Genomic DNA, 12,434 nt, shown 5'->3' on the forward strand with positions numbered 1-12,434 from the left:
AAGGTACGCACGTATGGACTCGCCCCGTTCGGTCCACCCGGACGACCTGCGTGAGCTCGGCTGGTCACCGGCCGACGACCTGCGGTTCGCCGACACTCCGGATGGCCGGCGCCCGGGCCGGGTGGTGATCATGCACGGCCGGGCGCTGGAACTGGCCTGGTTCCCCGGCGACGGCCCGGCCGTGCACGACACGTTCGAGCTCGGCCGGGACCTGAACCTGCGGCCGGTCGCCGGCGACTGGGTGGCCGTCCAGGACGGGCGGGTGGTCGAGGTCGGCCCGCGGCGCACCGCGCTGCAACGGCCGGACCCGAACGGCAAGGACACCCAGGTCCTCGCGGCCAACATCGACACCATCATGATCGTGCAGCCGATCGACCGGCCGCTGAACCTGGAGGCGATCGAGCGGCTGCAGGTGATGGCCTGGGACAGCGGCGCCGCACCGGTGCTGGTCCTGACGAAGTCCGACGGCTGCCCCGACATCGGCGCGGCGCTGGACCAGGCCGGCCAGGCCGCGCCCGGCGTCCCGGTGCTGGTGACCAGCGCCCTCGATCGGCAGGGCCTGGAGGAGCTGCGCAGCCATCTGGGCCCCGGTACCACCACCACCATGCTCGGCGCCTCCGGAGTCGGCAAGACGTCGCTGCTCAACGCGTTGGAGGGCCGCAACGAGCAGGTCCAGCAGGTGGGGGCCGGTGGGGCCGGCCGGCACACCACCACCACGCGCCGGCTGTTCCGTACCTCCGCCGGCGGAGTGCTGCTCGACGTGCCCGGGATCCGCTCGCTGGACCTGCTCACCACCGACGAGGGCGTCGGCGAGACGTTCGCCGACATCACCGAGGCGGCCCGGCACTGCCGGTTCCGCGACTGCGGGCACGCCGGTGACCGCGGCTGCGCCGTCGAGGAGGCGGTCCGGGACGGCTCGCTGCCGGAGCGACGGCTGGAGAGCTGGCGCAGGATCCAGCGGGAGCAGGCGTACCAGGACCGACGCAACGACCCGGCCGCGATGGCCGAGCAGCGCAAGGTCTGGAAGCAGATGTGCAAGGAGGCCAAGCGCCGCTGACCCGGCGACACCCGATCGCCCCGGCCGCAAGCCGGCCGGGGCGACGCCGCCCGGCAGATCCGTGGCCTCCCGCGGCGCGCCATGCTCCCGTCGCCGCGCCGCGGCGGGCGTACGGCGTTGTTCTGGCCCATGCTGCCTACCGGCGGCCGAGACCTACCAACCGAGAGCCGGAAACCACCGATCCTGGTACGCACCCGCTCCCTGATCACACGCCGATGCGCGTTACGTGGTAACGGTGGCGTGGTGGCTGTCGTCGAGGCGGTAGCCGACGCCGTACACGGTGGTGATCTTCGGGCCCCGGCCGGCAAGGTGGACCCGCAGCCGCCGAACGTAGACGTCGACACAGCGTTCGTTGCGGTCAGCGGGTCCTTTCCACGCTTGTTGCATCAGCTGCAGGCGGGTGAACACCCGTCCGCTGTGGGTGGTGAGAAACAGCAGCAGGTCGAACTCCTGCCGGGTCAGCCGCAGCGCGCGGCCGACCACATGGGCGGTGCGAGCGGTCGGGTTCACCACCAGTTCGGGTACCGAAGCCGGTGCCGATGCGGTCTGCGGCTGGTCGGTGCCGGCGGCGTCACGTGGTTCATCGGCCTGGTCGCCGGAGCTCTGTCGCAGCCAGTCCTGCAAGACGGTCGCCCAGGCGGGGAGGTGATCGAGATCCGGCAGCATCACCGTCACGGTGACCTGTGCCGGCTCCGCCGGTGGCGTCAGCTCCGGGCCAGCAGTCAAGGGGTGGTCGGCCAGTGTCCGCATCAGGTCTCCCTGGTTTAGTCCATGCCGTTCCCCCGTGCGATCCGTTGGAACGGATCGAACCCGGATGGATCCTCCACTTTCACTACACGAGGAGACACCCTACGTAACTTTGCGACAACTTTCAGCACTGGGCGGCATGCTGCTCCCACGCCCGCAGAACTCAGGCAGTCGCACGGGTGCTCGGTCCCTCCGCGAAGTGGACCGTATATCCACTGGTAGAAGCCCTCGGCGCGACTGCGCTGACGGGCCCGTAACCCGGATCGGCTCGGGGCCTCTTTCGGCTTTTTCGGTGGGGAGGCAGCGATCATGGGACAGCTGAAAAGTCAGGCTTCACCGCGCCGACGGCTCGGCCGGTTACAACTACTCTCGGGACAATTCTACAGATTTGCCTGAAGCTGCCGACCGTGCCGGTATGGGGAGTCTGCGTCGACGACCGTGGTGGCATTCGGCCGTCACGTCCGGAATCGCGGCAGCCGGTGTGCTGTGGTTCCTCTGGTGGTCGTCGACCGGGATCGGCTCGATGGCGGTGGCGTATCTGTTCATGCCGGCCGGCCTGCTCTCGGCGGTGCTGGCCATCCGGGCGATGGTGCGCGCCGTCGCGCCGGCGCCGGCCGGTCGACGGTTCTGGCTTCAGTTGTCCGCAGGCTGCCTGCTGCTGGCAGTCGGGTACGGGGTGTTGGCGGTCGCGGCGTTCCGCAGCCGCCCGGCCTTTCCGCCGATGCCGGCCGTTGCGACCGTCGGGGTCTGCGGTGGCGTGCTCGTCGCGATCTACGCCGTTGCCCGGGTCCCGCTGGGTGTCACCAGCGGGTACGAACGGGGACGGCAGTGGCTGGACCGGACCATTGCGTTTCTCGGGTGCACGGCGGTGCTGTTTCACTTCGGCCTCGTGCCGCTGGTCTACTCCCCGCGCCCCAGGGATCTGCCCCTGACCGCGATGATGATGCTGGCGTTCCTGCTGGCGGCGGCCAGCATCACCAAGGTCTCCCACATCAACGGCGGCCCTGTCGACCGGGTCGCCATCCGGCTGCTCGCCGGGACGGGCCTGGTCGCCGCCGTGGTGGCCATCCTCGTGGTCGACCGCGGCACGGACTGGCCGCTGCTGGCTCAGGCGCTGGTCCTGCCGTTCGTGCCGGTGCTGATCACGCTGGCGGCCCACCGGCAGCAGGTCTCCACGGCGGCGCCGCCACGGCGGTCGAATACCTGGCTGCCGTACCTGGCGGTCGCCGCGGTTCAGGTGACGATGACCGATGTGCTGCTGCGCCGGACCGGCGACCGGGGCCAGGTGGTGGCCGTCATGGCGACCCTCGTCATCGGGCTGGTCATGGCCCGGCAGTACCTGGTCATGCGAGAAAACGTCCGATTGCTGGGTGAACGGAAGGAGTCCGAGCGGCGGCTGCTCTACGAGGCGACCCACGACCCGCTGACCGGGCTGGCGAACCGGGCGCTGTTCCGCTCGTGGCTGGACACGGCTCTGCCATCCGGTGACACCACCGTGCTGCTGGCCGATCTCGACGACTTCAAGACCGTCAACGACTCCCTCGGCCACGATGTCGGTGACGAGTTGCTGGCGGCGTTCGCCCTGACCTTGCAGACCACGGTGGGTGACGACGGGCGGGCAGTGCGTCTCGGCGGTGATGAATTCGCGGTTTTGATCAATGGGCCCGCTGCGGTCGGCGACTCGGTGGCCCGGCGGCTCATGACCGCGTTCGACGCGCCGATCAGCGCGCACCGGCTGTTGGTTCACGCCAGCATCGGCATCGCCGGGGCGAAGCCCGGGACGACGGCGAGCGGTCTGCTGCGTGACGCCGACATCGCGCTGCACACCGCCAAACAACGCGGCAAGGGCAACTGGATCCGCTACACCGCCGACCTGCAGCAGCCGGTGTTCGCCGACGCGCAGCTGGGAGCCGACCTGCGCCGGGCCCTGGACGCCGACGAATTCCGGCTGCTCTACCAACCCGTCGTCGATCTTGCCGACCGCCGGATGATCGGGGTCGAAGCGCTCGTACGCTGGCATCACCCGCAGCGTGGCCTGGTGCCGCCACTGGACTTCATCACGACCGCCGAACGCACCGGGTTGATCGTGCCGCTGGGCCGCTGGGTCCTGCGGGAGACCTGCCGGCAGGCCGCCGCCTGGCTGGCCGAGTTCGGGCCCGATGCCCTGCAGAAGGTCGAACCCAATGTCTCGGTACGTCAACTGCACGACCCCGATTTCGTCGATGACGTCCGGGCCGCGCTGGCCGACAGCGGACTGCCCGCCGAGAAGCTGGTCCTGGAACTGACCGAATCGTCGGTCCTGCGCGGGCCTCGGGTGTCGCGGGTGCTCCACGAGGTCAACGAGCTCGGGGTGCGGTTGGCGCTGGACGACTTCGGCACGGGTGAGTCGTCGCTGAGTCTGCTGCGGTCCTTTCCCGTCGCGATGGTCAAGCTCGACAAGTCGTTCGTCGACGGCATCGAACTGGACGAGCCGGGTACCGCGCGGGCCGACGCCCGGCAGGCGGTGGCCCGCGCGGTCATGCAGCTGGCGGATGCCCTGGGGCTGGAGGCGGTCGCCGAGGGCATCGAGAACGAAGCGCAGGCGGTGCGGTTGCAGAGGCTCGGCTACACCGCCGGGCAGGGATACCACCTGGGCCGGCCGATGGAGGCCGCACAGATCACGGGCCTGCTGGTTCTGCAGCGGCAGGACGCGGCTGCCTGACCCGGCAACACCGCGGACCGCCTCGTCGGTGTCGGTCGCGCTCGTTGATCGAGCGGTGCACCGGTCTGGCCGCCGGGTGGACGACCGCGATCCGGTGAATCGGCCGCTTCGTGTTGGGACACCTACGGCTGACAGATTATTGTCGCCGGAAAAGCACACTACGACCGATTTGAGGTTTTTATGAGGATTGCCTGGGGATTGGCTCTCATCGGAGCCACCGCCGCTGCAGCTGTTGCTGCCGCTGGTCCGGTGTTCGCGGCGACGCCGTCGTCGAAGCCCGCCCGTACCCTGTCCAGCATGCAGGCGGCGGTGGACACCAAGGCCCAGCACATCGCCGCCAAGATGCAGACGGTGCAGGCAAAAGTCGCGAGCAAGCCGCACTTTGCGGCTTCGAAGACGATCCTGCTGGCTGACATCACCAAGACGGTGTCCGACACCGCGGCCTGGCGTAAGCAGGTCGACTCGGCGACCACGAAGGCCGGCGTCATCGCCGCCAACCCCGCTCACCAGGCGGTGAAGGAGGACCTGGCCAAGCTGCGCGCTGATCTGGCCGCGGCCAAGACAGCGAAGCCGGCACAGGAGTAAGACCGCCCGCCTGGGCGCTCGCCGGCGAGCATATTTCCGGAAGGCCGATCAGGTCCCCTTACGGCGAGCCGCGTCGTGTGCGTCGTGAACCCGGATGATGAACGGGTTCAAGGCGACGTCCGGCGCGGCTGACCCGGTCGAGGTGGTGACCGATGCCGCGGCGGTCCAGCAGGCCCGATGGCAGCTGCACCGACACCCGCACGGCGACGACCCGATCGACATCACCGTGAGCGGAACGCTGACCGTCACACCTGCCACTGCGAACCAGCCCCTGCGCCGATTCCTCACTGATCATCGCCTCCGCCGGGAAGTGTCCGGTTCCGGGGATGGTGAGGTCACGGTGCGGCGGCGCTCAACTGCACCGGAATCCGGCCGATGTGCCCGACGACGATCGGTGAGAGCGGAGCGGTGATGCAGCGAAGCACGACACTCGGCCGGCAGAGACCGCGTCCGCCGTGGGGCCTGATCGTGATAGCCGGCTGCTACCTGGTGCTCGCCGGCGCATTCCTGGCGACCCGGGGCAGCGCCGCCTTCTTCGCGACCGTGATTCCGGTGGGCTTCCTGTCCGGCAACATCATCGCTCTGGGTTTCGGTGTCCGCGCCGCCCGTCACCGGGGGTTGCCGGGCCGGTCGCGACGGGCATGGGCGCTGATCGCGGTGAGCTCGGCCGCCCTCATCCTGTCGATCGTCGGCTACGCCGCGACGGGCCAGGCCGGGAACACGGCCGTCGTGCCGTCGCTCGGTGATCTGGCGCACGCGCTCTTCCCCCCGGCGATGCTGGCCGGTCTGCTCACCTTCCCCACCACCGGCCGCAGCCGCCGGGAGGCGACGAAGAACCTGCTGGACGTGCTGACCGTGGTGGGCTGCGGGTTCATGATCCTCTGGTTCCTGGTCATCGGGCCCACGGTCGCCGCCGGTGGCCTGTCCGCCCTGCAGTTGGCCACCGCGATGGGCTACCCGCTCGGCGATCTGGCGTTGCTGCTGGGTGCCGTCATCGTGCTGGTGCGGGGCACCACAGCCGACCGCAAGCCGGTGTTGTTCCTGATCACCGCGCTGTCCTTCCTGATCGTCGGCGACGCCTATCTCGGTTACATCAAGAGCCACCCGCACGCCGGCGGCACCCCGACGTGGCAGCTGGGCTGCTGGCTGACCGCCTGGTACCTGATGGCCTTCGCCGCCGCCCTGCAGTGCCACCAGGCGAGCCGGCAGCATCTCGCCGAGCGCCAGGAGGAGCCGCTGCGGCGGGTGAGCTCCCTGCCGTACCTCGCGACCGGGGTGGCGTACCTGGTGCTGTTCTGGGCGGCCTGGCTGGCCGGTCTCTACCCGTGGGCCGGTCTGGTGGCCGGAGCCGCCCTGGTCACCGGGGCGGTCGCCGCCCGGCAGCTGGTGGCGCTCCGGGAGAACCACCAGCTGGTCGTGACGGACAATCTCACCGGCCTGGCGAACCGCAGACAGCTGCATGCCAGCCTGGCGCGCGCTCTGGAGCGCAGCCGCCGCCTGGACACCCCGATCGGTGTGCTGCAAATCGACATGAACGGCTTCAAGCAGATCAATGACACGCTCGGCCACGAGGCCGGCGACGCCATGCTGGTCGCGTTCGCCAAGGTCTTGAAGGACAGCGTTCTCGGGTCGGACACCGTGGCCCGGCTCGGCGGCGACGAGTTCGCGGTGGTGATGAACAACTGTGGCGGCAGTGCCGGCGCGGTCACGGTGGCCCAGCGGATCATCGATGCGATGGCCGAGCCGGTCATGATCGCCGGCCAGCCGCGCCGGCCGGGGGCCAGCATCGGGGTCGCCGTCATGGAAGCGACGGCGCTGCCGGACAGCAACGCCGAAGCGATCCGGAAGCTGCTGTACGACGCGGACCTCGCGATGTACGCCGCGAAACTGCAGAAGCCGGCGAACGCCTGGTCCCTGCACGTCCCGGACCCCGAGCCGAACCTGACGGCCTTCGCGGACCAGGGCAGCGACCTGAGGTGACCCCGGGATCCTGACGACCGGCCGGGACGACGGCCCCGTGCGCGAAGACCTCTGCCGCGATTCGCCGGTCACCATCGGGGTGGTCGGCGGCGGAAAACTCGTGAAGGCGACCGGCGACGGCCGTGTTCTGTCGTCGTAGCCTGGGCCGGTGACCGCACCAACGCGTCCACCCGCGCCCCGGGCCCTGCGCCCGGGACACCGCGTGGTGATCGACTGCGGCCTCGCCGCCTGCTACGGCCTGATCATCGGGGCCGTGGCGACTCACCCGGCCCGTTCCGGCGTCGCGTCGCTCGGCGCCGGCTCGCTCGGCGTGGTGGCGATCGTCCTCGGCCGGCGTCTTCCCTTGGTGGCGCTGGGGCTTCTGGCAACCGGGTGCTGGCTCAGCTCGGCCTTCCGGCCGGCCGCCGGCACCCTGGCCATGCTCGCCGCCGTTCCGATGCTGTTCCTGCTCTTCAGCTCCGCGCTCCGGGGCGGGCGCGTGGTCGTCGCCGGGAGTCTGCTGCTGGCGCTGGCCGGCGCCGCGGGCACCGCGCAGCCGCGGCCGGGCCTGCGCGGCGGGGTTCTGGTGTACGCGCTGCTCTTCTGCACGGCGTGGGCCGTCGGGCTCGCGGTGGGCCGGCAGCGGCGCTACGACAGGGAACTGGTGCGCTACCACGCCCTGCTCGGTGAGGTCGAGGCGGACCGGGCCCGGCGTGCGGCCGCCCGGGAGCGGATGCGGATCGCGCGGGAGCTGCACGACGTGGTGGCCCACAGCATGAGCGTGATCACGGTGCAGGCGGCTCTCGGCGAGCTCGTCATCGCCGAGCGGCCCGCCGAGGCCGGCGCCGCGCTCGGCGTCATCCAGCGCACCGGACGTGAGGCGCTCGCCGATCTGCGCCGGCTGCTCAAGGTGCTGCGCAGCGACGAGACGGACGACGGCGCGGTGGCTGTGTCGCCGATGCCGGGGCTCGCGGATCTGGACGGGCTCGTGGCCCGGACCGCGCAGGCAGGTGTCCGGGTCGAGGTGCGCGTCGAGGGCCCGATACGGACGCTGGCGCCCGGCGTGGACCTCTCGGCGTACCGGATCATTCAGGAGGCGCTGACGAACGTGGTCCGGCACGCCGGCACCGACGTGGCGCGGGTCGTCGTCCGGTACGGCCGGGACGACGTGGCCGTCGAGGTGATCGACGAGGGCGTCGGCGCGGCCGCGGCGGGCAACCCGGCCGGCGGGTTGGGGCTGGCCGGCATGCGGGAACGGGCGGCGGTGTACGGCGGCGAGTGCAGCGCTCAGCCGCTGCCCGGCCGGGGCTTCCGAGTCGTGGCCCGGCTGCCGCTGTCCGCCGGGGGCGGCGCGTGACGATCCGGGTCCTCGTCGCCGACGACCAGCATCTGATGCGGGCGGGACTGCGCGGGATCGTCGACGCCGCCGCCGGTCTGACCGTCGTGGCGGAGGCGGCGAACGGACTGCAGGCCGTGACCCTGGCCCGGCGCCACTGCCCGGACGTCGTGCTGATGGACATCCGGATGCCGGAGCTGGACGGGATCGAGGCCACGCGCGTCATCACCGGGGACACCCCCGCGCGGGTGCTGGTGCTGACCACCTTCGACCTCGACGAGTACGTGTACGCCGCGCTCCGGGCGGGTGCCAGCGGCTTCCTTCTCAAGGACACCGCGCCGGCTGACCTGCACACGGCCATCCGCGTGGTCGCGGCGGGCGACGCGCTGCTCGCTCCCGGTGTCACCCGCCGCCTCATCGCCGAGTTCGCGGCCCGGCCCGGCCCGGTGGCGCCGGGCGCCGGGGTCCCGCCCGGGTGGGCTGCGGTCACCGGCCGGGAACGACAGGTGCTGGCGCTGGTCGCTGAGGGCTTGTCCAACGCCGAGATCGGGGCCCGCCTGCACATCACGGCGGGCACCGCGAAGACACACGTCGGAAGCCTGCTGACCAAACTGGACGCCCGTGACCGCGTCCAGCTGGTCGTCCTGGCCTATCGCGGCGGCCTGGTGCCGCTGCGGTGACGGCGAAGCGCGGTCCGTCGGTCAGCCCTTGGCCCGCAGCAGGCCGATCGCCGCGTCCGCGAGGGCGGCCGCGTCGGTGATGGCGCCGGGTGTCGCGTGCTCGGGATCGGCGACGAAGGCGCCGGTGGTGACGGACACGGCCAGCCGGTATCGCGGGCAGTACAGTGCGGCGGCGCCCCAGAACCCGTTGTGCCACCAGCAGGTGACGCCGTCGAGGGTGCGGGAGAAGATGCCCATGCCCGCCCGGTCACCCTCAGCGCCCGGCGTGACGGCCAGCATGGTGGCCAGCGAGGACCGGCTGATGACCCGGCCCTCCAGCAGCCCGCGGTAGAAACGGTCGAGATCCGCCAGGCTGGAGACCAGCCCGCCACCGCCGTACAGGTCGAAGGACGGGTCGGCGGAGTAGGCGTCCAGGGCGGTGCCGGAGGTGGGGTCGATGTAGTACTGGTGCTCGCGCCGGTCCGCAGCGTGGCCGGGGGCCGGCTCCAGCGTCTCGAACCAGGTCGCCGTCAGGCCGAGCCGGGAGAAGGGCAGCAGGTGGCGGTACGCGGTGGCCTGAGCCATGCCGGTGACGGACTCGATGATGCGGGCCAGGAGAACGTAGCCGGTGTCCGCGTAGTGGTAACGCTCGCCCGGGCGGCCGTACGGTGCGCCGTGGTCCATCGCCCATCGGATCTGCTCGGCCGGGGTCCAGTGGCGGTGCAGGTCGCTCAGCACGGCCTCCTGGTAGCCGGCGTCCTCGCCGTAGTCGTAGAGGCCGCTGGTGTGGGCGAGCAGGTGCCGCACCGTGATCAGGTCCGGGCGGTAGCCCCCGCGGCGCAGCAGCTGCGGATACGGGCGGGGCAGATACCTGGCGACGGGTGCGTCGAGGTCCAGCCGGTGCCGGTCGGCCAGAGCGAGGACGGCCGCCGCGGTGAAGGTCTTGGTGACCGAGGCGATCCGGAAGGTGACGTCGGTGCGCAGCGGGGTGCCGGCCGCCCGATCGTCGTGGCCGACCGCCGCCGTCCAGTGCAGGCCCGGCGCGTCGACCCGGGCGCCGATTCCCGGCACCAGTGGCGACTTGGCATATTGAGCGGCCAGCACGCTGTCCAGAGTGGCCTGGGCGGAGTGACCGGCCGGTGCGGCGGCGCCGGGCGTGCCGGCGAGCAGACTCGCGGTCAGCGCGACGACCGATGCGAGCAAAAGCAGACGCCGCTTCCCCTGATGTGATCTCACGTGTCCTCCTGATCGACGGGTTCGACGACAGCGTGTCGGTTGCCGGGCCCCGTCGTCATCGCCGCCGAGGACCAGGCGTCCCTCTGCCCGTAGGCATGGGGGCAGGGAGGAATGCGCCCGCAGGGATATACCGGAGGCAGCTGAGGTGATCCATGATTCTCGATGTGAAGGCTGTCGTGCGCGCTCATCCGGTCCTCTCCGCCGTGGTGGTGACGGTGCTGTGGCACGCGGCGCTCTACGCCGCGGTGCAAGTGCTGCCCCGCACCGTGCCGGAGCCGTCGGCCGACCTCGTCGCGACCGTCGCGAACCTCGTCGCGGCCGGGGTGCCCCTGGCCGCGGTGGCGCTGCTGCGCTGGTGGCGGCAGGCCGGCCTCGGCCGGCCGGTGACCCGTCGCCTCCGGCTGACGGTGCCGGTCCTGCTGGTGAACCTGACCTATGCCGCTCCCGGACTCACCGGCGGTGCGGCGCGGTACGCCGCCACCGCGTCGCTGTGCCTGGCCGTCGGGGTCAGCGAGGAGATGCTCAGCCGCGGGGTGGTGCAGCGCATGCTGTGGCCGCTCGGCCGGACCCGCGCCACGGTGGGCGTCGCTGTGCTGTTCGGCCTCGGCCACGCGCTGAGCGCGGTGTGGTTCAGCCGGCCCTGGGATGACTCGGTCGTCCAGGTGGTGACCACCACGGCATTCGGCTTCGCCTATGCCGCGCTGCGCTGGCACCTGGGTTCGATCTGGCCGTTGGTGGTGCTGCACGCCATGGACGACTTCTTCCAGTTGCGCAGCCCGGGGGCGGCGCCCCTGTGGTGGCAGGCCGCCGTGGTCCTGGTCTTCGTCGGCTACGGCGGTTGGTTGCTGAGGCAGCCCGGAAGCGCCACGCCGCCGGCGGCGAGCTGAACGCATCGCCATTCATGGACACCGGTGCAGGACCTGGTTGTCCGTCGTCGCCAAGGCGACCGGAACGGTGGGGCTCAGGGTTGCCCGGGCGGGGTCCGCTCCTGCCGGTACGCGTCGAGTCCGACCTGAACGACCCGGCGCAACCCGGGCAGGTTCACGGCCACCAGGTGACTGCCCGGCGCCGGCCTGCCGTCGTCCGGCCGGGCCAGGCCGAGCCCGGCCATCTGTTCCGCGCACTGCCGGACCCGGTCGCGCTGCCGCTGGTCCGGGCGCGTGTCCAGCCGAAGCACCCGCGTGCCGAAGTCGTCCAGGTCGACCCGGCCGTGCTCGGCCAGTTCGTACGCCAGCCGCCGCCCCACCGACCGCAACGCCTCCGGCAGGAAACCGTGCGCGGTCACATGCCAGGCGAGTCCGCCGGGGCACCGGTAGGTGGTGGCCGGGACCTGATGGGCCCGCTCGTCGGCGGCCGCGGCGGCCAGCGCGGCCGGCTCGTCGCGGTACCGCTTCTTGCCGCACCCGCAGTTGTATCGCCGTTGCGCCATCACCGGTCCCGGCTGACCAGGCGACGCAGCGCCGACCGGGCGACCGGCAGGTAACCGATCACCAGCGGAGCGGGTCCGTCCACGGTGAGCCCGGTCCGGGTGCCGCCGGCGACCGGCTCGACGGTGTGCCGCAGAACGAGCCGGACGCCGAGCATCGACACCGACCACGTCCAGCTGCGCACCGGACCGGCCGGGTCGACGCCGGTGATCCGGAATCCGGCCCGGAGCCCGACCGGCCCGTGCACGACGCCGCCGGTGTGCGGGCGGAGTGTCTCGGCGGGGTAATCCACCGACCGGATCTGCGGCGACCACTCCGGCCAGCGCTGCGGCCGTACGTAGCTGTCCCACACGTGGTCCGCGGCGCGCGGCCCGTACACCACCACGGTGCGGCGCACGGACAACCGATCCAGCACAGTCCCCCGCCTCTCTCCCGGCCCGGTGGCTCTGGTCATGACAGCGTCAGCAACCCCGGCAGCCGTGATCAGGCGGCTTCGTCGTTTCTGCAGCGCGGTCCCGGAAATCCTGCGCGTGGGACTCGCCCGGCGGCTGTCCGCGAACACGATTCCCTCCGAGCGGCGTCCTTTCGGCCCTCGCCGGATCCGTCCATCACGGTACGCGCCGACGGATCATCGGCACAGGTGGCGGTGTTCTGGCCGACGCTGATGGCAGGACACCGAACCAGGTACGCCAGGTCCTGCCCCATCCGATCCTCAAGAGGACGCCGC

General features: G+C 71.5%; 11 protein-coding genes. 7 read left to right on the plus strand and 4 right to left on the minus strand.

Features of this window, described 5'->3' with window-relative positions; all coding sequences use genetic code 11:
* Positions 1–13: 13 nt before the first annotated feature.
* A complete protein-coding gene (gene rsgA / locus ACSP50_RS30490; protein WP_014693154.1) occupies positions 14–1,057 on the plus strand; it encodes a ribosome small subunit-dependent GTPase A in 1,044 nt (347 codons plus the stop codon).
* Positions 1,058–1,279: 222 nt separating this feature from the next.
* Here the strand turns inward: rsgA and ACSP50_RS30495 are convergent, their stop codons facing one another.
* Positions 1,280–1,807 carry a winged helix-turn-helix domain-containing protein gene (locus tag ACSP50_RS30495; RefSeq protein ID WP_014693155.1) on the minus strand — a complete coding sequence of 176 codons (528 nt, stop codon included), beginning with the start codon at positions 1,805–1,807 and terminating at the stop codon, positions 1,280–1,282.
* A 412-nt stretch (positions 1,808–2,219) separates the two neighbouring features.
* Between ACSP50_RS30495 and ACSP50_RS30500 the strand changes: the two genes are divergently transcribed.
* From ACSP50_RS30500 to ACSP50_RS30525, 5 genes are all read left to right on the plus strand, one after another.
* Positions 2,220–4,505 (plus strand): bifunctional diguanylate cyclase/phosphodiesterase, encoded by a 2,286-nt coding sequence (locus ACSP50_RS30500; RefSeq protein ID WP_014693156.1) that lies wholly within the window; start codon positions 2,220–2,222, stop codon positions 4,503–4,505.
* 180 nt (positions 4,506–4,685) lie between these two features.
* Positions 4,686–5,090, plus strand: coding sequence for a hypothetical protein (locus ACSP50_RS30505; protein ID WP_014693157.1), 405 nt, complete (start codon positions 4,686–4,688; stop codon positions 5,088–5,090).
* Positions 5,091–5,501: 411 nt separating this feature from the next.
* Complete coding sequence (locus tag ACSP50_RS30515) at positions 5,502–7,070, plus strand: GGDEF domain-containing protein (RefSeq protein WP_014693158.1); 1,569 nt, start codon at positions 5,502–5,504, stop codon at positions 7,068–7,070.
* 148 nt (positions 7,071–7,218) lie between these two features.
* Positions 7,219–8,406, plus strand: a complete 1,188-nt coding sequence (locus ACSP50_RS30520) for a sensor histidine kinase (RefSeq protein ID WP_043512489.1) — start codon at positions 7,219–7,221, stop codon at positions 8,404–8,406.
* Complete coding sequence (locus ACSP50_RS30525) at positions 8,403–9,065, plus strand: response regulator transcription factor (RefSeq protein WP_014693160.1); 663 nt, start codon at positions 8,403–8,405, stop codon at positions 9,063–9,065. Before ACSP50_RS30520 ends, ACSP50_RS30525 begins: the two co-directional genes overlap by 4 nt.
* Positions 9,066–9,086: 21 nt before the next feature.
* On the opposite strand, the gene ACSP50_RS30530 is transcribed toward ACSP50_RS30525, so the two are convergent.
* Positions 9,087–10,280 carry a serine hydrolase gene (locus tag ACSP50_RS30530; protein WP_014693161.1) on the minus strand — a complete coding sequence of 398 codons (1,194 nt, stop codon included), beginning with the start codon at positions 10,278–10,280 and terminating at the stop codon, positions 9,087–9,089.
* A 152-nt stretch (positions 10,281–10,432) separates the two neighbouring features.
* On the opposite strand from ACSP50_RS30530, the gene ACSP50_RS30535 reads away from it, so the two are divergent.
* Positions 10,433–11,167 carry a CPBP family intramembrane glutamic endopeptidase gene (locus ACSP50_RS30535; protein WP_014693162.1) on the plus strand — a complete coding sequence of 245 codons (735 nt, stop codon included), beginning with the start codon at positions 10,433–10,435 and terminating at the stop codon, positions 11,165–11,167.
* Between the two features lie 74 nt (positions 11,168–11,241).
* Here the strand turns inward: ACSP50_RS30535 and ACSP50_RS30540 are convergent, their stop codons facing one another.
* Both ACSP50_RS30540 and ACSP50_RS30545 read right to left on the minus strand, forming a co-directional pair.
* Positions 11,242–11,709, minus strand: coding sequence for a hypothetical protein (locus ACSP50_RS30540; RefSeq protein ID WP_014693163.1), 468 nt, complete (start codon positions 11,707–11,709; stop codon positions 11,242–11,244).
* Entirely contained in the window at positions 11,709–12,122 is a 414-nt protein-coding gene (locus ACSP50_RS30545; protein ID WP_014693164.1) for an SRPBCC family protein, read from the minus strand. Before ACSP50_RS30545 ends, ACSP50_RS30540 begins: the two co-directional genes overlap by 1 nt.
* Positions 12,123–12,434: the final 312 nt, after the last annotated feature.

The sequence above is a fragment of the Actinoplanes sp. SE50/110 genome (assembly GCF_900119315.1).
In the GTDB taxonomy this organism is placed as follows: Bacteria; Actinomycetota; Actinomycetes; order Mycobacteriales; family Micromonosporaceae; genus Actinoplanes.

Coding starts and splice junctions, on each gene's coding strand:
- ACSP50_RS30505 (WP_014693157.1), top strand. CDS start 4,686: ATGAGGATTGCCTGGGGATTGGCTCTCATCGGAGCCACCGCCGCTGCA.
- ACSP50_RS30540 (WP_014693163.1), bottom strand. CDS start 11,709: ATGGCGCAACGGCGATACAACTGCGGGTGCGGCAAGAAGCGGTACCGC.
- rsgA (WP_014693154.1), top strand. CDS start 14: ATGGACTCGCCCCGTTCGGTCCACCCGGACGACCTGCGTGAGCTCGGC.
- ACSP50_RS30500 (WP_014693156.1), top strand. CDS start 2,220: ATGGGGAGTCTGCGTCGACGACCGTGGTGGCATTCGGCCGTCACGTCC.
- ACSP50_RS30535 (WP_014693162.1), top strand. CDS start 10,433: ATGATTCTCGATGTGAAGGCTGTCGTGCGCGCTCATCCGGTCCTCTCC.
- ACSP50_RS30495 (WP_014693155.1), bottom strand. CDS start 1,807: ATGCGGACACTGGCCGACCACCCCTTGACTGCTGGCCCGGAGCTGACG.
- ACSP50_RS30515 (WP_014693158.1), top strand. CDS start 5,502: ATGCAGCGAAGCACGACACTCGGCCGGCAGAGACCGCGTCCGCCGTGG.